Annotated in this window: 24 protein-coding genes; 6 read left to right on the top strand and 18 right to left on the bottom strand. The window is 68.5% G+C overall.

Annotation, left to right across the window (positions count from 1 at the left end):
* Positions 1 to 6: 6 nt before the first annotated feature.
* Entirely contained in the window at positions 7 to 1,371 is a 1,365-nt protein-coding gene (gene radA, locus AC1C2U_RS17640; RefSeq protein ID WP_495363067.1) for a DNA repair protein RadA, read from the top strand.
* A gap of 79 nt (positions 1,372 to 1,450) precedes the next feature.
* Here radA and AC1C2U_RS17645 read toward each other — a convergent pair whose 3' ends face one another.
* Positions 1,451 to 1,861, bottom strand: coding sequence for a dehydrogenase (locus AC1C2U_RS17645; protein WP_495363068.1), 411 nt, complete (start codon positions 1,859 to 1,861; stop codon positions 1,451 to 1,453).
* Between the two features lie 299 nt (positions 1,862 to 2,160).
* Here AC1C2U_RS17645 and AC1C2U_RS17650 point away from each other — a divergent pair, with 299 nt between their 5' ends.
* Positions 2,161 to 2,487, top strand: a complete 327-nt coding sequence (locus AC1C2U_RS17650; RefSeq protein ID WP_495363069.1) for a hypothetical protein — start codon at positions 2,161 to 2,163, stop codon at positions 2,485 to 2,487.
* A gap of 188 nt (positions 2,488 to 2,675) precedes the next feature.
* On the opposite strand, the gene AC1C2U_RS17655 is transcribed toward AC1C2U_RS17650, so the two are convergent.
* From AC1C2U_RS17655 to AC1C2U_RS17665, 3 genes are all read right to left on the bottom strand, one after another.
* Complete coding sequence (locus AC1C2U_RS17655; RefSeq protein ID WP_495363070.1) at positions 2,676 to 3,311, bottom strand: hypothetical protein; 636 nt, start codon at positions 3,309 to 3,311, stop codon at positions 2,676 to 2,678.
* A 63-nt stretch (positions 3,312 to 3,374) separates the two neighbouring features.
* A complete protein-coding gene (locus AC1C2U_RS17660) occupies positions 3,375 to 3,878 on the bottom strand; it encodes an amino-acid N-acetyltransferase (protein ID WP_495363071.1) in 504 nt (167 codons plus the stop codon).
* A gap of 234 nt (positions 3,879 to 4,112) precedes the next feature.
* On the bottom strand, positions 4,113 to 6,641 hold the full coding sequence (locus AC1C2U_RS17665) for an ATP-dependent Clp protease ATP-binding subunit (RefSeq protein WP_495363072.1): 2,529 nt from the start codon (positions 6,639 to 6,641) through the stop codon (positions 4,113 to 4,115).
* A gap of 221 nt (positions 6,642 to 6,862) precedes the next feature.
* Between AC1C2U_RS17665 and AC1C2U_RS17670 the strand changes: the two genes are divergently transcribed.
* Genes AC1C2U_RS17670 through AC1C2U_RS17680 form a run of 3 tightly spaced genes read left to right on the top strand, consistent with a single transcriptional unit; the run spans position 6,863 to position 8,426 of the window.
* The gene (locus tag AC1C2U_RS17670; RefSeq protein WP_495363073.1) at positions 6,863 to 7,525 is read left to right on the top strand and encodes a hypothetical protein; all 663 of its coding nucleotides are present in this window, start codon (positions 6,863 to 6,865) and stop codon (positions 7,523 to 7,525) included.
* A 35-nt stretch (positions 7,526 to 7,560) separates the two neighbouring features.
* Positions 7,561 to 8,178 (top strand): hypothetical protein, encoded by a 618-nt coding sequence (locus AC1C2U_RS17675; protein ID WP_495363074.1) that lies wholly within the window; start codon positions 7,561 to 7,563, stop codon positions 8,176 to 8,178.
* Entirely contained in the window at positions 8,178 to 8,426 is a 249-nt protein-coding gene (locus tag AC1C2U_RS17680; RefSeq protein WP_495363075.1) for a helix-turn-helix domain-containing protein, read from the top strand. Before AC1C2U_RS17675 ends, AC1C2U_RS17680 begins: the two co-directional genes overlap by 1 nt.
* On the opposite strand, the gene AC1C2U_RS17685 is transcribed toward AC1C2U_RS17680, so the two are convergent.
* Positions 8,419 to 8,901 (bottom strand): hypothetical protein, encoded by a 483-nt coding sequence (locus AC1C2U_RS17685; RefSeq protein WP_495363076.1) that lies wholly within the window; start codon positions 8,899 to 8,901, stop codon positions 8,419 to 8,421. The genes AC1C2U_RS17680 and AC1C2U_RS17685 overlap by 8 nt on opposite strands.
* 56 nt (positions 8,902 to 8,957) lie before the next feature.
* On the opposite strand from AC1C2U_RS17685, the gene AC1C2U_RS17690 reads away from it, so the two are divergent.
* On the top strand, positions 8,958 to 10,010 hold the full coding sequence (locus AC1C2U_RS17690) for a pirin family protein (protein WP_495363077.1): 1,053 nt from the start codon (positions 8,958 to 8,960) through the stop codon (positions 10,008 to 10,010).
* A 106-nt stretch (positions 10,011 to 10,116) separates the two neighbouring features.
* Here the strand turns inward: AC1C2U_RS17690 and cls are convergent, their stop codons facing one another.
* From cls to folE, 13 genes are all read right to left on the bottom strand, one after another.
* A complete protein-coding gene (cls, locus tag AC1C2U_RS17695; protein WP_495363078.1) occupies positions 10,117 to 11,583 on the bottom strand; it encodes a cardiolipin synthase in 1,467 nt (488 codons plus the stop codon).
* A gap of 4 nt (positions 11,584 to 11,587) precedes the next feature.
* Complete coding sequence (locus AC1C2U_RS17700) at positions 11,588 to 11,764, bottom strand: hypothetical protein (protein WP_495363079.1); 177 nt, start codon at positions 11,762 to 11,764, stop codon at positions 11,588 to 11,590.
* Positions 11,765 to 11,903: 139 nt separating this feature from the next.
* Positions 11,904 to 12,053, bottom strand: coding sequence for a hypothetical protein (locus AC1C2U_RS17705; RefSeq protein WP_495363080.1), 150 nt, complete (start codon positions 12,051 to 12,053; stop codon positions 11,904 to 11,906).
* A gap of 24 nt (positions 12,054 to 12,077) precedes the next feature.
* Entirely contained in the window at positions 12,078 to 13,625 is a 1,548-nt protein-coding gene (gene lysS, locus AC1C2U_RS17710) for a lysine--tRNA ligase (protein WP_495363081.1), read from the bottom strand.
* Positions 13,626 to 13,708: 83 nt separating this feature from the next.
* Entirely contained in the window at positions 13,709 to 14,575 is an 867-nt protein-coding gene (panC, locus tag AC1C2U_RS17715; RefSeq protein WP_495363082.1) for a pantoate--beta-alanine ligase, read from the bottom strand.
* Positions 14,572 to 15,327, bottom strand: coding sequence for a Rossmann-like and DUF2520 domain-containing protein (locus AC1C2U_RS17720; protein ID WP_495363115.1), 756 nt, complete (start codon positions 15,325 to 15,327; stop codon positions 14,572 to 14,574). The genes panC and AC1C2U_RS17720 overlap by 4 nt, the downstream gene beginning before the upstream one ends.
* A complete protein-coding gene (locus tag AC1C2U_RS17725; RefSeq protein ID WP_495363083.1) occupies positions 15,320 to 17,305 on the bottom strand; it encodes a PH domain-containing protein in 1,986 nt (661 codons plus the stop codon). The genes AC1C2U_RS17720 and AC1C2U_RS17725 overlap by 8 nt, the downstream gene beginning before the upstream one ends.
* Positions 17,302 to 17,904: a PH domain-containing protein gene (locus AC1C2U_RS17730; protein WP_495363084.1), complete on the bottom strand. Its 603-nt coding sequence runs from the start codon at positions 17,902 to 17,904 to the stop codon at positions 17,302 to 17,304. The genes AC1C2U_RS17725 and AC1C2U_RS17730 overlap by 4 nt, the downstream gene beginning before the upstream one ends.
* Positions 17,897 to 18,370, bottom strand: coding sequence for a DUF3180 domain-containing protein (locus AC1C2U_RS17735; RefSeq protein WP_495363085.1), 474 nt, complete (start codon positions 18,368 to 18,370; stop codon positions 17,897 to 17,899). Before AC1C2U_RS17735 ends, AC1C2U_RS17730 begins: the two co-directional genes overlap by 8 nt.
* Entirely contained in the window at positions 18,367 to 18,852 is a 486-nt protein-coding gene (gene folK / locus AC1C2U_RS17740; RefSeq protein WP_495363086.1) for a 2-amino-4-hydroxy-6-hydroxymethyldihydropteridine diphosphokinase, read from the bottom strand. The genes AC1C2U_RS17735 and folK overlap by 4 nt, the downstream gene beginning before the upstream one ends.
* Complete coding sequence (folB, locus tag AC1C2U_RS17745; protein ID WP_495363087.1) at positions 18,849 to 19,235, bottom strand: dihydroneopterin aldolase; 387 nt, start codon at positions 19,233 to 19,235, stop codon at positions 18,849 to 18,851. The genes folK and folB overlap by 4 nt, the downstream gene beginning before the upstream one ends.
* Positions 19,228 to 20,019, bottom strand: coding sequence for a dihydropteroate synthase (gene folP / locus AC1C2U_RS17750; RefSeq protein ID WP_495363116.1), 792 nt, complete (start codon positions 20,017 to 20,019; stop codon positions 19,228 to 19,230). Before folP ends, folB begins: the two co-directional genes overlap by 8 nt.
* 79 nt (positions 20,020 to 20,098) lie before the next feature.
* Complete coding sequence (gene folE, locus AC1C2U_RS17755; protein WP_495363088.1) at positions 20,099 to 20,719, bottom strand: GTP cyclohydrolase I; 621 nt, start codon at positions 20,717 to 20,719, stop codon at positions 20,099 to 20,101.

The raw sequence follows: 20,719 nt of genomic DNA on the forward strand, positions 1-20,719 counted from the left end.
CGGGGCATGGCCCGCTCCACCTCCACGTTCCGTTGCACCGAGTGCGGCTGGAGCACCGTCAAGTGGGTGGGCCGCTGCAGCGAGTGCCAGCAGTGGGGCACCGTCGTCGACGTGGCCGAAGCCACCGGCATCGTGCGTGCAGTGCAGGCGGTGCAACTCGGCGAGGCGCGCACCGCCCGCCCGATCACCGACGTGCAGACCGAAGACGCTGCGCACCGCCCGAGCGGCATCGGCGAGTTCGATCGGGTGCTCGGCGGCGGCATCGTCGCCGGCGCCGCGATCCTGCTCTCCGGCGAGCCTGGGGTGGGCAAGTCCACACTCCTGCTCGAGGTCGCGGCGCGCGTGGCGGCCACCGGCAGACGGGTGCTCTACGTCACCGCCGAAGAGTCGGTCGCGCAGGTGCGCCTTCGAGCTGGGCGCACGAAGGCCCTGCACGACGAGCTCTTCATCGCGGCAGAGACCGATCTCGCGACGATCCTCGGGCAGGTCGACGCCATCGCCCCCGAGCTCCTCATCGTCGACTCGGTGCAGACCGTGTCGTCATCCCTCTCCGATGGTCTGCCGGGGCAACCGAGCCAGGTGCGCGAGGTCGCATCGACACTCATCCGCGTCGCGAAAGAGCGGCGGCTGCCAGTGCTGCTCGTCGGCCACGTCACGAAAGACGGCTCGATCGCCGGCCCCCGCCTGCTCGAGCACCTCGTCGACGTCGTCTGCCAGTTCGAGGGCGATCGACAAACGGCCCTTCGCTTCGTGCGGGCCCTCAAGAACCGCTTCGGGCCGACCGACGAGGTGGGTTGCTTCGAGATGACCGGCGAGGGCATCTCCGAGGTGCCCGACCCGTCGGGCCTCTTCCTCTCGAGCGGGCGCAGTGCCGTGAGCGGCACGTGCGTCACCGTCGCACTCGAGGGGCGCCGTGCACTGCCGGTCGAAGTGCAGGCGCTCGTCGTGTCGACGAAGGCGCCGCAGCCTCGCCGCGTGGTCAACGGGGTCGATCCATCGCGGGTGGCCATGATCATCGCCGTGCTCGAGCGCCGAGCCGGCCTGAAGACTCTCGGCGATCATGACGTCTACGTCTCCACCGTCGGCGGCGTGCGGCTCGCCGAGCCCGGCGCCGACCTCGCGATCGCCGTCGCCATCGCCTCGGCCATGCGCGACCGTGCCGTGCCGCACGAGCTCGCCGCCTTCGGCGAGATCAGCCTCGCCGGCGAGGTGCGCCCGGTCACCGCGGCGAAGCAGCGGGGCGCCGAAGCACGACGCCTCGGCTACACGACCATCCTCGACGTCGAAGCCGGCAGCGTGCACGCCGCCGTGCAGCGCGCCATGATGGCCTCGACCGGCCCGCGCGAACGCGAGCTCGACGCCGCCTTCTAACGGCCTCACGCGATGCCGCAGGGCGCCGCAGCCGCACACCTGCAGACTCGAGCCGTGCGCGCCGACTCGGCGTACTCCCCTACGCCTCGAGCGCGCGCAGCAGTTCGCCGGGCGACGCTTGCATCGGGTGCGGGCCCGCGATGTCGAGGAACACCGTCGTGATCGTCGACTCGTACCGCTTGAGGAACGACCGCAGCCACGCAGGGCTCTGCAGGCCCACCGCGGGCGGCAGGTTCGCCGGCTTGTTCGCGGCATCGCTGAAGAGCAGCAGTGCGACATCGCCGGTCTTCGGATCGCGGTAGGTCCACACTTCGCCACCGTCGAGCGGCTTGTCGCGCGGCCCCGGCTTCACGAGCGGCACGACGGTGTTGCCGTGGCGCAGGGCCAGGGCGACCGCCGCGATATCTTGCCGTTCGAGCGCCTGCGCGAGCGCCTCCGAACGGAACTCCACGGGCTCCGCCGCCTGCTTCCGTTGTGCCTTGCCTGCCATCCCTCAAGGTTACCGAGCGGATGCCGCGCACCCGCCTCCGTCCGCGCAGGGCGCACTCCGCGGCATCCGCTCGCCCGTCTCTTCGACCACCCGACTGGGATGTGTATTTCGGAGGGAAGCAGCCTATGCTGTCTGTGCCGGACCGTGAGGGTCCGAGGTGTCGACGAAGACGACGGCGTTCTTGTTGACCCCACGGCGCCGGCGCATTCGCTCGTTTCCTGCCCCGCAGACCATGTCGCGGGGCGCGTAGCATCGAAGTAGACCCGCGCGGGCCGGCGCGCTCCATCTCGAGGAGCACCATGGCAAGCAGTCTTCCGAAGCCGATCCGTTACGACGGCGACACGTGGCTGTGCATCCGCAACGACGCTCTCACGCCGAAGGCGATCATCCGCCGGTACCGTGACGTGAAGCGCGGCGAGGTCTACCTCGTCGTCAAGTGGGCACTCGACCCGGCGGAGCAGCAACTCATGGCGTCGGCGCCGTCTCTCGACGCGGCCAACGAGCTCGTGCGCTTCGACCCGCCCACCGGCTCCGCACCGGCGTTCGCGGGCTACCCGCACTCTTCAGGCACCGGCCATCGGCCGGGGGCGGCGGGGCGCCCCCGCGAGAGCGCCGGGCAGACTTGATACAAGAGGGGGAACACCCGGCGCTCTCCACCAGCCGGGTGAGGCGGTGGTGCGCGCCCTTTCGGCCGGGAACGCCAGACGCGCACTCAACGAACCTAAGCTGCGAGCCACTGACTGCGCGGCCCCTCTTCACGGGTCAAATGACGAACACCGCGTCGCCGTCCGCACGAGTGACGAGCACGCGGGCATCAGTAGAGCAGGAACTGCTTCTGCTCGGCCGACTCGAAACCGTCGACCGACACCCCGAGGTGGTACGAAGCACCTTCGGCCGGCACCGTCTCGCGCGGTCCGGCGCACGTCTCGGGCGTCGAACGCGTGCGGTCCCAGACGATCGGCACGCTCGAGCTGACCGGCGTGCCGGGGGTCAACGAGACCTCGGCGTCGATCGCGTCGACCTGGCAGTCGGGCGAGGCCCAGTAAACCTCGGTGCCGCTCATGATCGTGAAGACCTGGGCGTTCGTGCCCGCGTTCAACACGCAGACGTTCTTGCCCGTGTTCGTGATCGTGACCGACAGCTGCGGCTGCTCTCCTGCTTCGTACGACGACTTGTCGGTCACGGCCTCGACGGTGATCTTCTCTGGCGCGCACGGGTCGCCGTCGGCCGCGGTCGGCTCGGTCGGAATGGAGGTCGTCTCCGGCGCAGTCGCCGGGTCGGCGCTCGACGAGGGTCCGCCGCCCGCGCCCTCTTCGCCTTGGCTCGCTCCCGGACGCACGATGATGAGCACGATCGCGATGATCACCGCGATGAGTCCGATCAGCACGATGAGTCGCCGGCGTCGGTACACGTGCGGCGATTGCCGCCCGGCCGGTGTGTTCGTCGACATGCACACAGGGTACGACCGGGATGCCGCTGCCCGCGGCATCCGCTCGGCGCGCCGAATCTCGTTTCAGAGAAGCTTCAGCATGCGGGTGTTGCCGAGGGTGTTCTGCTTCACGCGGGCGAGGTCGAGGAACTCGGCCACACCCTCGTCGTTCGAACGCACGAGCTCGGCGTAGACCTCGGGGTCAACGGTCTCGCGCCCCATGTCGACGAAGCCGTGGCGGCCGAAGAAGGTGGTCTCGAAGGTGAGGCAGAAGAGGCGGCTGAGGCCGAGCTCACGAGCTTCGTCTTCGAGCGTGGTGAGCAGGGCGTGGCCGACGCCGTGGGCGAGCCAACCGTCGTCGACGGCGAGTGTGCGCACCTCGCCGAGGTCCTCCCATATGACGTGCAGCGCGCCTGCGCCGATGAGCCGGCCGTCATCGGCCTCTGCCACGCGGAACTCCTGCACCGAGCCGTAGAGGTCGACACGCTCTTTCCCGAGCAGGATGCGTCGGGCGACGAGCGGCTCCACGAGGTCGATGATTCGCGGAACATCGCTCGTGCGGGCCCGCCGCACGCTGAACTCGGTCATCCCCTCATCGTATTCGCCCGACACCCTCTTCTCTTTTCAGGAGTTCTGCGGCGATATCGATCGGATCACCGGAGTTCTTCCTGAAAAGGGCTCGCTTCGGCGGGCGGTTCCTGAGAAAGGAACGCCTGCGGCGGGGTGGGTGGGGTGGGGTGGGGTGGGGTGGGCGGGGTGGGTGAGGGCGCGGACGACGAAGGGGCGGATGCCGCAGCATCCGCCCCTTCGTGTCGTGTCTGCTTACTCGCCCGACGCGGCCGCCAGGTCGGGGCTCACCGGACCGGTGCCGATCGCAGCGTTCGTGTTCACGCCGACGCCGACGGGCAGGGCCCGCTGAGTGGTGGTGAACAGGAACTCTCCGTCTGTGAAGTCGACGTGCACGTGGTCGCCCGCGTTGAGCTCGCCGTGCAGGATCCTCTCGGAGAGGCCGTCTTCGATCTCGTGCTGCACCGCGCGGCGGAGCGGGCGGGCACCGAGGGCCGGGTCGAACCCGACCTCGATGAGCCGCTCCTTGGCCGCCTGCGTGAGTTCGACGGTCATGTCGCGGTCGAGCATGCGCTCGCTGAGCCGCTTGATGAACAGGTCGACGATCTGCAGCAGCTCGGGCTTGGAGAGCTGCGGGAAGACGATGATCTCGTCGACGCGGTTCAGGAACTCGGGCTTGAAGTGCTTCTTCAGCTCTTCGTTCACCTTGCCGCGCATGAGGTCGTAGCCCGTGCGGGTGTCTCCCTCGATCGCGAAGCCCACGGGGCCACTCGAAATGTCTTTCGTGCCGAGGTTGGTGGTCATGATGATGACCGTGTTCTTGAAGTCGACGACGCGGCCCTGGCCATCGGTCAACCGGCCCTCTTCCAAGATCTGGAGGAGCGAGTTGAAGATGTCGGGGTGCGCCTTCTCGATCTCGTCGAACAGCACGACGCTGAAGGGCTTGCGGCGCACCTTCTCGGTGAGCTGGCCGCCCTCTTCGAAGCCGACGAATCCGGGAGGAGCACCGAAGAGGCGCGAGACGGTGTGCTTCTCACCGTATTCCGACATGTCGAGCGCGATCATCGCAGCCTCGTCGTCGAAGAGGAACTCGGCGAGCGCCTTGGCGAGCTCGGTCTTGCCGACGCCGGTGGGGCCGGCGAAGATGAACGAGCCAGAGGGGCGCTTGGGGTCTTTCAGGCCGGCACGCGTACGGCGGATGGTCTTGGCGAGGGCTGAGATGGCCTCTTCTTGACCGATGACGCGCTCGTGCAGCGCCTTCTCCATGAAGACGAGACGCGAGCTCTCTTCTTCGGTGAGCTTGAAAACGGGGATGCCGGTGGCCTGTGCGAGCACCTCGGCGATCAGGCCCTCGTCGACGACGGCGGTCGTCTTGACGTCGCCCGACTTCCACTGCTTCTCGAGGCGTAGCCGCTCGCCGAGGAGGTTCTTCTCCTCATCACGGAGGGAGGCGGCCTTCTCGAAGTCCTGCTCCTCGATCGCGGTCTCTTTCGCGGCGCGGACGACGGCGATCTTCTCGTCGAATTCGCGCAGCTCGGGCGGGCTCGAGAGGATCGAGAGACGCAGGCGTGCGCCGGCCTCGTCGATCAGGTCGATCGCCTTGTCGGGGAGGAAGCGGTCGGAGACGTAGCGGTCGGCGAGGTTCGCCGCCGACACGATGGCGCCATCGGTGATCGAGACCTTGTGGAACGCCTCGTACTTGTCGCGGAGTCCCTTGAGGATGTTGATCGTGTGGGGCAGCGACGGCTCTGCGACCTGGATCGGCTGGAAGCGGCGCTCGAGCGCAGCGTCTTTCTCGAAGTGCTTGCGGTACTCGTCGAGCGTGGTCGCACCGATGGTCTGCAGCTCGCCGCGGGCGAGCAGGGGCTTGAGGATCGACGCGGCGTCGATGGCACCTTCGGCTGCACCGGCACCCACGAGGGTGTGGATCTCGTCGATGAAGACGATGATGTCGCCGCGCGTGCGAATCTCTTTCGTGACCTTCTTCAGGCGCTCTTCGAAGTCACCGCGGTAGCGGGAGCCGGCGATGAGCGAGCCGAGGTCGAGCGAATAGACCTGCTTGTCTTTCAGCGTCTCTGGCACCTCGTTCTTCACGATCGCCTGGGCGAGGCCCTCGACGACGGCGGTCTTGCCGACGCCGGGCTCACCGATCAGCACGGGGTTGTTCTTCGAGCGACGCGAGAGGATCTGCATGACCCGCTCGATCTCTTTCTCACGCCCGATGACAGGGTCGAGCTTGCCGTCGCGCGCAGCCTGCGTGAGGTTGCGGCCGAACTGGTCGAGGATCTGCGAGCCGCCCTGCGGGGTGGTCTGCTCGTTCGCGCCGACCTGCACCTGCTCTTTGCCCTGGTAGCCCGAGAGCAGCTGGATGACCTGCTGACGCACGCGGTTGAGGTCGGCGCCGAGCTTGACGAGCACCTGGGCGGCGACACCTTCACCCTCGCGGATGAGCCCCAGCAGGATGTGCTCGGTGCCGATGTAGTTGTGACCCAGCTGCAGCGCTTCGCGCAGGCTCAACTCGAGCACCTTCTTGGCGCGCGGAGTGAACGGGATGTGCCCGGTCGGCTGCTGCTGACCCTGGCCGATGATGTCTTGCACCTGCTCGCGCACCGCGTCGAGCGAGATGCCGAGCGACTCGAGCGCCTTGGCTGCGACGCCTTCACCCTCGTGGATGAGCCCGAGCAGGATGTGCTCGGTGCCGATGTAGTTGTGGTTGAGCATCTTGGCCTCTTCTTGGGCCAGGACGACGACACGACGAGCTCGGTCGGTGAATCTCTCGAACATTTCTACTCCTCACGACCCCGCTGGGTAGGGGCGCCGATATGAAGAGCGTAACCAGCAGAGGGGGCCGCGAAGCCGTTGTTCGCCCTCGGCGCAGCGCTCGGGACGGGGTTGACGAACGATGACAGCGGCGGATGCCGCGGCTCGGCCGCTCTCGTTGACGCACGATGCTCGAAGCGCTACCGTATCGTTTATCGTTATTATCGATATTCGTTAGGGAGAACATGAGTGACACCAAGCCAGCGACCCGCTCTCGCCTCGAACGCCTCGACGGCTGGGGGCTTCGAGCCATCACAGGAGGTGCACTGCTGATCGGGCTCGCTGGACTCGTCGGGCTCGTCGTACGAGCAGTTCATCTGCTCACGTCCGATGCGCTCAACGTCGACGGGCTGCAACTCGCGAACGCCCAGTCGCCCGAATTCGCCGATGGAGTACCGGCGATCGTCAGCGCCCACTACGACTCGGTCACCCTCGTCATCGATGGACTGCCTGCCGGGCTGCGGTGGCTGATGGTCTCGCAGACTGCGGTCGCGGCGCTGTTGGGCATCGGCCTGTGCGTCATCGTCTTCATCCTCGGCATGCGCCTGCTCGAACGGCGCCCCTTCGCTCGGTCGGCGACCTGGTCGATCTTCTCCGCGGCGGTGCTCGTGATGGTGACGGGCATGTTCGCCCCTATCCTGCGGGCGATCTCCGACGCCGAGGTGGTGCAGTTCCTCGGTGACGCGGTCATCCGGAGCGCGGACACCGGTCTGGGTGCCGAGGGGCTCGTCTTCTTCGGCCTCACCATCGACCCCGCGCCCCTCGGCTGGGGACTCGCACTCGGGGTCGTTGCGACCGCATTTCAACTCGGCGAGCGCCTGCAGCGCGATACCGACGGACTCGTCTGATGTCCCCCGACCAACCCGAGACAGCAAGGAACGAAATGCACACGATCTCCGGCCGCTCGATGTCCCGAGCAGATCTCGCGAGCCTCTGGTTCTTCATGCTCGCGGGCACGACCATCGCCGTCTGGGCAGTCGTGGCATCCGTGCAGCGCATCATCGAGGTGGTGCCGAATCGAAACGTGTCTGTGACGGCCGAGTTCGCCGGAACCCCGGCGACGGCGCCGATCGGGCCCGATGGCACGCCGGTGCAGGTGTCGCTCGAGCAAGCAGTGGTGACCATTCCGTCTCTGCCGGGTGCATCGTGGGCATCGCTCATCATCCAGCAGCTGCTCGCCGCGGCGACGATCGGGATCGTCGTCATCTGCCTCCTGATGCTCTGCTGGGCGGTCATGCGGAACCAGGTCTTCACTCGCCGCAACACCATCCTCGTCACCGTGGCGGGCCTCTCTGGGGCCATCGGGTTCGCGGCTGTGCCGTTCTTCGGCAACATGGCGGCGAACGGTGCCTTCACCCGTCTCAGTGACGGTGACTTCGAGAACGTCGTGATGTCGGTCGACCTGTCGTCCCTCGTCTTCCTCACGTTCGTCGCGGCAATGGCCGCCACGGTCTTCGCAGTCGGCGAGCGCATGCAGCGCGACACCGAGGGGCTCGTCTGATGGCCCCTGCAGAGCCCGACGAGGCATCTGACATCCACTGCCGGCTCGACGAGCTGCTCGAGGCGCGCGGCATGACGCTCACGCGGCTCAGCGAACTCGTCGGCGTGAGCGTCGTGAACCTCAGCGTGCTGAAGAACGACCGTGCTCGCGCCATCCGCTTCTCGACCCTGCAGGCCATCTGCGACACACTCGACTGCGAAGTCGGAGAACTGCTCGTGCTCCGGCCGAAGCTGGCCGAGGCTACTTGATCGGAATCGTGATCTCGGTGTCGGCGACTTCGACGACGAGCGGTTCAGTCGTCGTCACGTACACCGGCGTCCAGAACAGCGTCGTGTGGGGCACGATGTCCATCGTGCAGACCTGACCTTCGGGCTGCTCGACGAGGTCGATCGCGACGCGGTTGCCCTCGCCTGCCTTCTCGAGCACACGGATCTCTTTGCCGATCACGGGGCACGTCGAACTGCCCGAGATGATGAGGGCGATCTGACCGCCATCGGCCCACCAGACAGCCACGGGCCCTTCTTCGGACGACGGAATATCTTCAGTGTCACCCGCCGGGTCGGTGCCTGCCTCGACGTCGACCGTGTCGGCGTCGGCCTCGCTCGGCACACCCGGGAAGTTCTCTGCAGCATTGCCCGACGGGTTGCACGCCGAAAGCAGGAACACCGACGAGAGCGCCAGAGCGAGGAGACCGGCACGACGAATGCGTATGGAGGGAGCCATACCGTCATGCTAACGGTCCCCCGGTTCTCGTGCTTGCGCCGCGTACTATTTCCAGCATGAGCAACCTGGAACGTGACCCCGTCGAACTGCTCTGCCCACCCGACGAGCCCACCGGCCCCGTCGTGCAGGTGCTCGCCCCGCGCGATGTGCCGCTCGGTGGCCCGCGGGCGATGAACGTTCGCCGCACGCTCCCCCAGCGCGGCCGCACCACGATCGGCGCCTGGTGCTTCGCCGATCACTACGGGCCCGACGAGGTGCAGGTCTCGGCCGGCATGGTCGTGCCGCCGCACCCGCACACCGGCCTGCAGACCGTCAGCTGGCTCTTCGAGGGCGAGATCGAGCACCGCGACTCCGCCGGCAGCCACACGCTGGTGCGCCCCGGCGCCGTGAACCTCATGACGGCCGGCCGCGGCATCTCGCATTCCGAGGTGTCGACGCCCGAGACCACCCGCCTGCACGGGGTGCAGCTCTGGGTCGCCCTTCCCGATGCCTCCCGGCATGTCGGCCCCTTCTTCGAACACGCCGACATCGCACCGGTCGTCGTGGGCGACGCCACGGTGCGGGTGTTCGTCGGCTCCCTGCCGGGCGGCGTCGCGCCCGAGGCATCCCTTCGGCAGGCTCAGGGCGGCGCCGTCACCGTCTTCTCGCCGTTGCTCGGCGCGCAACTCGACCTGCCGCCGTTCGGCACCGTCGAGTTCGAACTCGACCCCACGTTCGAGCATGGGGTGCTCGTCGATTCGGGTCCCGTCGAGATCAGCGCCACGGATGCCGCGATCGGCGAGTTCGCGACCGACACCGTCTCGACGACCGCCGCATGGAGCGAGCTCGTCTACCTCGAGGCCGGGCGTCGCCGCATCCGCCTATCCGCCGAGGCGCAACCCGTGCGCGTGATCCTTCTCGGCGGCGTGCCGTTCGGTGAAGAGCTCGTGATGTGGTGGAACTTCATCGGCCGCGATCACGACGAGATCGTCGAGTTCCGTCGGCAATGGCAAGCCGACGTCATCGGCCGCGACAACCCCGACGGGCGCTTCGGCACCGTCGCGGGCTACGACGGCCCGCCGCTGCCCGCGCCCGAGCTGCCGACGGTGCGACTGAAGCCGCGCCGTTGATCGTGGGTTGAGGAGCGGTCGACGGAGGAGGCCGCTTCTCAACATCCTTGCTCGAACACAAGGTTTCGAGACGGCGCTGGCGCGTCTCCCCAATCCACGGGTTGCGCTACTGCAGCGCCGAGGTCAGTCGCGCGAGGTTGTCGAGCACGGTCGATCGCAGCGGCTGCTTCATCCACGCCTCGAGCGTCAGCTCGTGGCTGTCGCGCCGATAGCCGTCTTCGATGGCGCGCATCTCGCGCACGAACGAGGCCCCGCGCACGAGCAGCGACACCTCCATGTTGAGTTCGAACGAACGGATGTCCATGTTGCTCGAGCCGATGACGGCGACGTCGTCGTCGATGGTGAAGTGCTTGGAGTGCAGAATGTACGGCGCCTTGTACATGTAGATCTTCACGCCTCCGCGGAGCAGCGCCTCGTAGTACGAGCGCTGCGCGTGATACACCAGCGCCTGGTCGCCGATCTCCGAGACGAAGAGCTCGACGTGGATGCCGCGCTGCGTCGCGCCGCTGATCGCGCGGAGCATCGCGTCGTCGGGCACGAAGTACGGGCTCGTGATGATGATGCGCTCCTCTGCTGCGTAGAGCAGCGCGAGGAAGAGCTTGAGGTTGTTCTCGTTCGGGAAGCCCGGCCCGCTCGGCACCACTTGGCAGTCGAGATCTTGCGCCTCGCCCGGCTGGTCGAGCGACTCCGCGAGGTCGCGCACCGGCTCCTCACCGGTTTCGAGGTACCAGTCGGTGGCGAAGATCGCATCGAGTCCGGCCACGATCGGCCCTTCGACGCGCGTCACGAGCTCTTTCCATTTCAGGCCGCGGCGGATGTTGCTGCGCTTGTTGTAGCTGCGGTCGATGACGTTCTGCGAGCCCATGAAGCCGACCTCGCCGTCGACGACGAGGATCTTGCGGTGATTGCGAAGGTCGGGCCGCTGGTACTTGCCCTTGAACGGCTGTACGGGCAGCATGAGCTGCCACCGCACCCCCATCGCGGTCAGACGCTTGAGCGTCTTGCGGTAGCCCTTCACCCGGAACGACGCCACATGATCGAGCAGCACGCGAACGTCGACGCCACGAGCGACCGCTTCGCCGAGCGCGTCGAAGAACGGCGCCGTCGTGGTGTCGTAGGCGAAGATGTAGAACTCGACATGCACATAGCGTTTCGCGTCGTGCACGGCCGCGGTCATCGCGTCGAGGGAGCCCTGGTAGTGGCCGATGAGGCTCGCGCTGTTCGAGCCGATGAGGGGCATCGAGCCGAGGTTGCGGTTGAGGCGCACGACGCCTTCGAACCACGCGGGCCAGTCACCGGGATCACTCACCCGCTCGACACCGTGCGTCGATTCGCGGATGTAGCGGTCGACCTCGGCCTGCTTGCGGCGCCGGTGCTTCGGCAGCTTCGGATTGCCGATGAGCAGGTAGCCCAGCACCCCGATGTACGGGATGAAGAAGATCGCGAGGAGCCACGCCATGCCCGCGGTCGGGCGGCGGTTGCGGGGCACCACGATGATCGCGGTGATGCGGATGACGACGTCGATGACGATGACGACGCCGGCGACGAGCAGCGTCGTCTGCTCCCCGGTCATGCGTTCAGGCTGCCGGTCGCTGTTGGGCGAGCTTCGCCCGCTCCTCCGCTTCGATGCGGGCGTACGCCTTGCGCTCGTTGCGGTCGGAGTGGATGATCGCGCGCATCACGAACCAGAAGATGAGCCCGATGAGCACGGTCGGCGCGAGCGACCAGATCGCATTCGCCCAGAATTCGTCCATAGAGCTACAAGGATACGGGGCTTTGCCCGGTTTCGCCGCATGGCGGCTCTGCATCAGGGCGCGCCGCGGTCAGCGGATGCCGCGGCATGGCGTATTTCTGGCGAGCGGATGCCGCGGCATCCGCTCGCCCGAAGGCAGGTCAGCCGCCGGTGATGAGGCCCCAGATGCCCGAGCCGACGAGGTAGAGGCCGATCGCGCCGACGACGATCCAGATTCCGAGGCGCGTGTTGGAGGGGCGCTTGGGGTCTTGCTCGGGTTCGAGCTCGCCCTTCGGGAGGAAATCGTTCATCTGGGGCATCCGCTCACTCGAAGCTCACTTGACCAACGGGAAGAGGATCGTCTCGCGGACGCCGAGGCCGGTGAGCGCCATGAGCAACCGGTCGATGCCCATGCCCATGCCACCCGACGGCGGCATGCCGAACTCGAGCGCGCGCAGGAACTCCTCGTCGAGGCGCATCGCCTCCGGGTCGCCCGCCGCGGCGAGCTGGGCCTGCGCCACGAAGCGCTCACGCTGCACGACCGGGTCGACGAGCTCGGAGTAACCGGTCGCGAGCTCGAAGCCGCGGATATAGAGATCCCACTTCTCGACGACGCCAGGGATCGAGCGGTGCTCGCGCACGAGCGGTGAGGTGTCGAGCGGGAAGTCCATGACGAAGGTCGGGCGCTCGAGACCGGACTTCACGTGGTGCTCCCACAGCTCTTCGACGTACTTGCCGGGCAGCGGGTGGTCGACCTCGACCCCGGCCTCGTCGGCGAGCTGCTTCAGGCGCTCCATCGGCGTCGACGCCGTGATCGTCTCGCCGACCGCCTCGGAAAGCGAGTCGTACATCGAGATGCGCGGCCAGTCGCCGCCGAGATCGAACTCGGTGCCGTCGACCGAGGTCACGAGGTGTGAACCCGCTGTGGCGAGCGCGGCGTCTTGGATGAGCTGCTGCGTGAGGTCGGCCATCGTGGTGTAGTCGCCGTACGCCTCGTAGGCCTCGAGCATCGCGAACTCGGGGCTGTGCGTCGAGTCGGCGCCCTCGTTGCGGAAGTTGCGGTTGATCTCGTACACTCGCTCGATGCCGCCGACGACGGCGCGCTTCAGGTACAGTTCGGGCGCGATGCGCAGGTAGAGCTCGGTGTCGAACGCGTTGGAGTGCGTCACGAACGGGCGAGCGGATGCCCCGCCGTGCATGACCTGCAGCATGGGGGTCTCGACCTCGATGAACGCGCGGGCATCGAGCGTTCGACGGACGCTCGCGTTGACCTTCGCGCGGTCGATGACGTTCTTGCGGGCCTGTTCGCGCGAGATGAGGTCGAGGTAGCGGCTGCGCACCCGCATCTCTTCGGAGAGCTCGTTGTGCAGGTTCGGCAACGGCAGGATCGCCTTCGAGGCGATGCGCCACTCTTTCACCATGATCGAGAGCTCGCCGCGCCGACTCGTGATGACCTCGCCTGCGACGAAGACGTGATCGCCGAGGTCGACGAGCTCTTTCCACTCGGCGAGCGACTCCTCGCCCACCTCGGCGAGGGAGACCATCGCCTGGATGCGGCTGCCGTCGCCCGACTGCAGCGTGGCGAAACAGAGCTTGCCGGTGTTGCGGGAGTGCACGATGCGCCCCGCGACACCGACCTGCTCGCCGCTCGCCTGATCGACGCCGAGGCCGACGAAGCGGTCGCGCACCTCGGGAATCGTGGTCGTGATCGGGAGGCGCACCGGATACGCACCGAAGGCCGGGTCGTCGGATGCCGCGATCAGCCGCTCGCGCTTGGCGAGCCGCACGGCCTTCTGCTCGGAGATCTCATCGGCGCTGATCTGGTCGGCGCTGATCTCCTCGGCAGTGGGCTCGGGCGTGGCATCCGTGTGGTTGTCGGCCATCGTTCTCTCTCGTCGCGCGAAAAGGTGCGTGCACCAGCCTACTTGGGCGCTCCTGCGGGCTGAGCCCGTCGAGACGCCGGCCGTCAGCCGAGCGTGATCGTCGCGTTGTCGATGAGCCGAGTGGCGCCGATGCGGGCGGCGACGAGCACGACAGCCTCGCCCCTCGCCTCATCGGCGACCGGCAGGAAGGTCTCGGGATCGACGACGACGAGATAGTCGAGCGTGACCTCGTCATGGTCGCCGAACGCGGCGGCTGCCTCGGCGAGCACCTCGGAGAGACCGTCAGGGGCCGCGTCCTGCGCCGCCTTGAGCGCCTCGGAGAGGGTGAGGGCCGATGTGCGCTGCGCCGGGTCGAGGTAGCGATTGCGGCTCGAGAGGGCGAGCCCGTCGGATTCGCGGACGGTCGGCACCACCTCGATGTCGGTCGGCACGTCGAGATCGCGCACCATGCTGCGCACGAGGAACACCTGCTGGGCGTCTTTCTGGCCGAAGACCGCGATGTCGGGCCGGGCGATGTTCAGCAGCTTGCTGACGACGGTGAGCATGCCGTCGAAATGGCCAGGGCGCGACGCGCCCTCATAGAGCGAACCCACCCGTCCGGCGGTGAGCTTCGTTCCGACCTCGCCGCGCGGGTACATCTCGTCGACCGTCGGAGCGAACACGAACTCCACGCCGAGGGCCGCGAGCGAGGCGGCATCCGCGTCGAGGTTGCGTGGGTAGCGGTCGAGATCTTCGCCAGGGCCGAACTGCAGCGGATTCACGAAGATCGACACCACGACGACCTCGGCGAGCTCGCGCGCACGCTCGACGAGCGCGAGGTGACCGTCGTGCAGGGCGCCCATGGTCGGCACGAGGGCGACGGATGCCCCGGCCGCGCGTCGCTCGGAGAGGAGCCCGCGCAGCTCGGCGATCGTCGGCACCACACGCGTGCCTGCAGCGACCTCGGTCACGCGCCACCTCCAAGAGGCCAATCGGTACCGGCCCCGTCGATCGTATCGGCACCCTCGGCGTACGCGCCGCTGTCGTGCCTCGCGAGCGCGTTCTCGACGGAGGAGCGCACGAGCGGCGCGAGCACGGCACCCGGGCGGGCGACGCCGATGCCGTCGAGGAGCCCGCTCGCCTGGTCGACGATCGCACGCGAGAACGACACCGCGGTGTCGATCGCCTCCCCGTAGGCGGCGCGGTCGCGCTCGGCGACGATGAAGGGTTCGCCGCCCATCTCGACGACGAGCGCCTGTCCGATCGGCAGCACCGGCGCCGGAGCGGTGACCGCGAACCACGTGCCCGGCAGCCGACCGAGATCGACGCTCGTGCCGGTGAAGCTCATGGCGGGATGCACGGCGAGCGGGATGGCCCCCGCGAGTCGCGCGGGATCGAGCACTTCGGTGCCGAAGCGTGCGACGGTGTGCAGCACGAGTTGCCCGGGCTGCCAGACCCCGGCGTCGGCGAGACCCGCGACGAGTGCGCCGAGCTCGTCTTCGGGCACGGCGAGCAGCACGAGTTCGCTGCGCTCCACGATCTCGGGGATCGTCAGTATCGGAACCGACGGCAGCATCGCCGCGGCGCGCTCCCGGCTCGAGTCGGAGACGGCGGAGATGCCCGTGAGGGCGTGGCCCGCACCCGCGAGCGCTGACGCGAGCACCGCGCCGACGCGCCCGGCGCCGATGGTGCCGACACCGAGCCGGCCCGGACGATCAGTCAACACGATCTGGTTCCGTTCCGACGGAATCTGTTCTCTGAGCGTGCCGAAGGGAGGGCGAACCTGGCTGCGCTTCGGCGGAATCTGTTCCCTGAGCGTGCCGAAGGGAGGGCGAACCTGGCTGCGCTCCGACGGAATCTGTTCCCTGAGCGTGCCGAAGGGAGGGCGAACCTGGCTGAGCTTCGACGGAATCTGTTCCCTGAGCGTGCCGAAGGGAGGGCGAACCTGGCTGCGCTTCGGCGGGCTCAGCGAGCGCAGCCGATGCAGCAGATGCAGCGAACGGGACCGCGCCCCAGTGGTGCGAGGTGTCGCTCGCCGCACGCTCGACCGCTTCGTGCGAGAGGCGCTCGAAGAGCGCCGTCGCCTCGGAACGGTCGACGACGGGCAGCAGCGCCGTGACCGGGCCGGTGACGGTGTGCAGGCGAAGGGTTGCGAGGTCGAGTGCGCGCGCGATCGGGCCGACCGACACCGCGAGCGACTGCATGCGCGCGAGCGGCACGAGGCTGAGGCTGCGCACGAGCGCGCCCCGCCGGATCACCGCGACGCCGGAGGCGGATGCCAATCCGATTCGCCGCCACGAGAACGGCCGCAGCCATGCTGCGCGCTTCGGCGTGCTCGAGAAGCCGCCGGCGCCGCCCCGGCCGATCAGGCCGGCGTCGACGAGCGGCTCGACGTCGGCTGCGGCATCCGGAAGCAGCAGGGCCAGCACCCGGTGCACGTCGACCGCCATGCCGACCGGCAGCACGATGGTGCGCTGCGCGGCATCGCCGGAGGCGGAGATCGATTGTCCGGCGACGTTGATGCGCACCGACCACCAACCGAACGGCCGCCAGAACACCCACTGCGTCGCTTCGATCGCGTGGACGCGCCCCGGGGGGATCGTCTGGTTCGCGGTGGAGAGCAGCCCGTGACCGATACGCACGCCATCGGGCGTGCCCGCGATCGAGTAGCGGAGCGACTTCGTTATGCGGGTCCACATGTAGCTCACGAGACCGATCCCCGCTGGCACGAAGCTGAAGAGCACCCACATCTGGCCCGTCGTCACGCCCACCACGATGATCGCGACGAGGATGATCGCCCACAGCGTCGAACCGCCGAGCAGGGTCGATCCGATGACGCGCCCGATCGGCAGGTGCACGACCGACTCGGGCGGCGCGAGCTCGGGGTCCAGCTCGGGCGCGAGGAACTCGCCGACGCGCTGGGTGACGATCGCACCTGCGCGGGAGGTCACGGGCTGGTGCGCGCCGCTCGGGTCGACTCCTGACGCGACGCCCGTGTCGGTGCCCGGGACGACGGCTGGGCCTGCGCCCCCGTCACGATCGGGGCCGGCCGCGACCTGGCCGGATACCGCGGCCCGGGCGGCGGCAGGGCCCTGTTCCCGTTCGGCGCGGGCACCAGACGCCAGCCGAAGTATGTCGGCCCGCAGGGCGTCGGCCAGCGCCGAGCCGAGATAGGCGAGCTGCACGTTCGCCGATTGGCCGGCGACCGAGACCTCGAGCTTCGCGGTACCGAAGAGTCGTGCGAACAACGGCCGGTTGACGTTGATGCCCTGGATGCGATCGAGCCTGGCGCTTCGATGAGAGCGGAAGAAGATGCCACTCTTCACCTCGACCGCCTCGCGCGTCACCCGGAACGTGTGCATGCGCCACGACAGCCAGAAGGCCGCCACGACGGCGATGATCACGACGGTGAGGCCGAGGATCGCCCAGCCCACAAGCCCGTTGGAGACGATGCCGCCGACCGGGTCGTTCGCCCAGTCCTGTCGCCACCCGCCGTACTCCGCGTCGAGCCCCTCGCCCGCCTCGGGTGCGACGACCGATATCCAGATGTCGACGACCCGCTCGCGGAGGTTCGCGATCAGGAATCCGATCACGGCGATGAACACGAGACCGCCGCGCAGCAGCGGGCTCGCCGGATGCAGGCGGTGCCACTCGCCGTCGGCGAGGTTCACCACACCCTGCGGGCGCTCGATTCGGCTCACAGCCCCGCCCGGCGCGACTCGGCGAGGGCGACCAGCTCGTCGCGAAGGCGGTCTGCCTCTTCCATCGGCAACCCCGGTACGGTGACCGCGGTCGACGCGGCGGCCGTCACGAACTTGAGGTCGGCGAGCCCGAGCCACCGCGCGACCGGGCCACGGGTGATGTCGACCAGCTGCATGCGCCCGTAGGGCACAGCCACCTGTCGCTGGAACATGATGCCTCGCCGGAACAGCAGGTCGTCGGCTCGCAGCCGATACTCGATCGAGCGCACCCGACGCGGCTCGAACGCGATGCCGATGATCGAGGCCACGGCGATCGCGATCGCGATCCAGAGCGCCCACTGCTGCTGCCAGAGGAAGTACACGACGAGGAGGGCGCCGACGAAGATCACCATGCCGATGATCGAGCCGATCACCTCGACGACGAGGTACTTCGGTGAGACACGCTGCCAGCCGGTATCGGATGCCGCGTCAGCCGCCGACCCGCCAGACCTCGTCTCGTCGGGCTCGGTGCCGGGCAGTTCATGACCCGTCTCGTCGGGCTCGGTGCCGGGCAGTTCATGACCCGTTTCGTCGGGCCGGGTGCCGGGCAGTTCAGGCATGAGCGGGTTCTTCCTTCTCGGTCTCGGTGTCGTCGGGCGGAAGCGTGCAGAAGTGCTCGGCGATGAGCCCACCGGCCATGAGCAGGGCCGCACCGATCGCCGTGGCAAGAGCGAGCCAGATCGTCGATGGAGCCGGCACCACGCTGCGGGTCAGGAGGAAGAGAGTGATGCCGAGGCCGAAGCCGAAGACGAGCGCTCCGCTCAGGCTGCACGCCTTCGCGAGCACCGCGGTGCGCATCGCCCGGAACGGGTCGAGGTGCTTCGTCGCCTTGCCCTTCACTGCCCGCCTGATGGGCAAGGCGAGGGCGACGACGAGGATCGCGACACCCGTCAGCGTGATCGGCAGCGAAATGGGGGGCACGAGCGCCTTCGCCCCGGAGGAGACGGTCGCGAGGTCGACGAGGTAGCCGGCGACGAGGCCGGCGAGCACGAACGCGATGATCGTGGAGACGTGCGTGCGCTTCATCGGCGCGTCACCTCGTCGGATGCCGCAGCGCGAAGGGCATCGATCGGCCCGCGCCCGGCCAGCACGGCGTCGGGCTCCACATCGAGCCACGGCGCCAGTACGAAGGCCCGCTGCCACGCGCGCGGATGCGGCAGCACGAGTCGCTCGTCGGCGATCACGGTGCCGTCGACGTCGATGAGGTCGAGGTCGAGGGTGCGATCGCCCCAGTGCTCGGAACGCACCCGCCCGTGCTCGTGCTCGATTTGCTGCAGCACGTCGAGCAGGGCGTGCGGGTCGATGCTCGTCTCGACGACGACCACGCCGTTGAGGTATTGCGGCGCATCGTCGTCGACGCCCGCGTCTTTGATCGCGGGTGTCTCGTAGACCGGCGACACGGCCACGAGCACGAGGCCGTCGGTCTCGGCGATCTCACGCGTGGCGGCCGCGATCGTCGCCTCACGATCGCCGAGGTTCGCCCCGAAGGCGATGACGGCGCGCGTCATGACCGCGCCCGAACGATGGTGACCGCGACATCCGCGAAGGGAACGCTGATGGGTGCATGCGGCTTGTGCACCGTGACTTCGACCTCGTCGACGGTCGCGAAGCCGAGCGCAACGACGGCGACGCGTTCGGCGACCGTCTCGATGAGGTCGACCGGGTCGCGTTCGACGGCGGCGACGACCGCTTCGGCGAGTTCGCCGTAATGCACGGTGCGGTCGAGGTCATCGGCGGATGCCGCGGCGGCCAGGTCGACCGAGACCGTGACGTCGATCACGAACTCCTGGCCGTCGGCGCGTTCGAAGTCGAACACGCCGTGGTGCGCGCGCACGCGAAGCCCGGTGAGGGTGATGCGGTCGCCCTGGTCGCGTTTGCTCAGTTCAGGCACGTCGACCACTCTGCCACGCTCCGAGGACGTCGAGGGCGCGGCGCGTGCCCTGCACGTCGTGCACCCGCACCCCCCAGGCGCCTGCTTCGGCGGAGAGCACACTCACGACGGCGGTCGGCAGGTCACGGTCGGTGACGGATGCCTCGGCCGGCAGCATCGCGCCGAGGAATCGCTTGCGCGAAGCGCCCACGAGGATCGGCAGCCCGAGCCCGGCGAGCACGTCGAGTCGCCCGAGCAGCTGCCAGTTCTGCTCACCGCGCTTTGCGAAGCCGAGTCCGGGGTCGAGGATGAGCTTCTCGGGAACGACGCCCGCCGCCACGAGTGCGTCGACCCGCTGGGCGAGTTCGTCGCGCACTTCGAGAGCGACGTCGTCGTAGTCGGCGAAGTCGTCCATGCGGTCGGCGTGGCCGCGCCAGTGCATCGCGACGTACGCCGCCCCTGTCTCGGCGGCGATCGCGCCCATCGCGGTGTCGGCGAGGCCCGCGGAGACGTCGTTGATGATCTCGGCGCCCGCTTCGACGGCCGCGAGCGCGGTGGCCGCACGCATTGTGTCGACGCTCAGGCGGATGCCGCGGCCGGCGAGCTCTCGGATGACCGGTACCACCCGGCGCAACTCCTCTTCGGGTTCGACGCGAGCCGCGCCGGGGCGCGTCGACTCACCGCCGACGTCGAGGATGTCGGCGCCCTCGGCGACGAGCTCGAGCCCGTGCGCGATCGCCGCGTCGGCATCGAACCAGCGACCGCCGTCACTGAACGAGTCGGGGGTGACGTTGACGACCCCCATGACCAAGGTGGGCTCCCTGAGCCCGTCGAACGGAGGCTTCTCGCGGAGCGCTTCGACGGGCTCAGGGAGCGAACGCTCGTCAGGCATTCGCCTGCGCACCGATCAGCGCGATGATCTCACTGCGGGCAGCGGGCTCGGAGAGCGCGCCGCGACTCGCGATCGTCACCGTGGAGCTGCGTTCCTGCCGGGAACCCCGGGTCGTCACGCAACGGTGCTGCGCGTCGAGCACGACGAGCACGCCCTTGGGGTCGAGGCCGGCCACCAGAGTGTCGGCGATCTCCTCGGTGAGCCGCTCCTGCAACTGGGGACGGCGGGCGAGCGTGTCGACGACCGCGGGAATCCGACCGAGCCCGACGACCCGGTCACCGGGCAGGTAGGCCACGTGCGCCGTACCGACGAACGGCAACAGGTGGTGCTCGCACACCGAACGGAACGCGAGGTCGCGGAGGATGACGGCTTCGCTCGTCGCGGGCACGCCGGCATCCGCGCCGCCCTGAGCCTGTCGAAGAGCCGACCCGATCGGAACCGAGTCGGCGAGGTGACTGAGCGGATCGACGTCGAGGCCGCCGAAGAAGTCGGCGTAGGCCTCGGCGACTCGCTGGGGCGTGCGCACGAGCCCGGGCCGCGATGGGTCTTCACCGATCGCGAGCAGGATCTCGTGCACCGCGCGCTGGATGCGCAGGGCGTCCACTCCGGCCAT

The organism is Agromyces sp. Y575, from assembly GCF_059445445.1.

Bases quoted from the DNA above. Each gene is read 5' to 3' on its own strand.
- AC1C2U_RS17660 (WP_495363071.1), bottom strand. From the start codon at position 3,878: ATGACCGAGTTCAGCGTGCGGCGGGCCCGCACGAGCGATGTTCCGCGA.
- AC1C2U_RS17735 (WP_495363085.1), bottom strand. From the start codon at position 18,370: ATGAAGCGCACGCACGTCTCCACGATCATCGCGTTCGTGCTCGCCGGC.
- AC1C2U_RS17655 (WP_495363070.1), bottom strand. From the start codon at position 3,311: ATGTCGACGAACACACCGGCCGGGCGGCAATCGCCGCACGTGTACCGA.
- folP (WP_495363116.1), bottom strand. From the start codon at position 20,019: ATGGGGGTCGTCAACGTCACCCCCGACTCGTTCAGTGACGGCGGTCGC.
- folE (WP_495363088.1), bottom strand. From the start codon at position 20,719: ATGGCCGGAGTGGACGCCCTGCGCATCCAGCGCGCGGTGCACGAGATC.
- AC1C2U_RS17690 (WP_495363077.1), top strand. From the start codon at position 8,958: ATGAGCAACCTGGAACGTGACCCCGTCGAACTGCTCTGCCCACCCGAC.
- AC1C2U_RS17670 (WP_495363073.1), top strand. From the start codon at position 6,863: ATGAGTGACACCAAGCCAGCGACCCGCTCTCGCCTCGAACGCCTCGAC.
- AC1C2U_RS17685 (WP_495363076.1), bottom strand. From the start codon at position 8,901: ATGGCTCCCTCCATACGCATTCGTCGTGCCGGTCTCCTCGCTCTGGCG.
- AC1C2U_RS17665 (WP_495363072.1), bottom strand. From the start codon at position 6,641: ATGTTCGAGAGATTCACCGACCGAGCTCGTCGTGTCGTCGTCCTGGCC.
- AC1C2U_RS17650 (WP_495363069.1), top strand. From the start codon at position 2,161: ATGGCAAGCAGTCTTCCGAAGCCGATCCGTTACGACGGCGACACGTGG.
- AC1C2U_RS17675 (WP_495363074.1), top strand. From the start codon at position 7,561: ATGCACACGATCTCCGGCCGCTCGATGTCCCGAGCAGATCTCGCGAGC.
- radA (WP_495363067.1), top strand. From the start codon at position 7: ATGGCCCGCTCCACCTCCACGTTCCGTTGCACCGAGTGCGGCTGGAGC.
- lysS (WP_495363081.1), bottom strand. From the start codon at position 13,625: ATGGCCGACAACCACACGGATGCCACGCCCGAGCCCACTGCCGAGGAG.
- AC1C2U_RS17645 (WP_495363068.1), bottom strand. From the start codon at position 1,861: ATGGCAGGCAAGGCACAACGGAAGCAGGCGGCGGAGCCCGTGGAGTTC.
- AC1C2U_RS17730 (WP_495363084.1), bottom strand. From the start codon at position 17,904: ATGCCTGAACTGCCCGGCACCCGGCCCGACGAAACGGGTCATGAACTG.
- AC1C2U_RS17700 (WP_495363079.1), bottom strand. From the start codon at position 11,764: ATGGACGAATTCTGGGCGAATGCGATCTGGTCGCTCGCGCCGACCGTG.
- AC1C2U_RS17680 (WP_495363075.1), top strand. From the start codon at position 8,178: ATGGCCCCTGCAGAGCCCGACGAGGCATCTGACATCCACTGCCGGCTC.
- folK (WP_495363086.1), bottom strand. From the start codon at position 18,852: ATGACGCGCGCCGTCATCGCCTTCGGGGCGAACCTCGGCGATCGTGAG.
- AC1C2U_RS17705 (WP_495363080.1), bottom strand. From the start codon at position 12,053: ATGAACGATTTCCTCCCGAAGGGCGAGCTCGAACCCGAGCAAGACCCC.
- cls (WP_495363078.1), bottom strand. From the start codon at position 11,583: ATGACCGGGGAGCAGACGACGCTGCTCGTCGCCGGCGTCGTCATCGTC.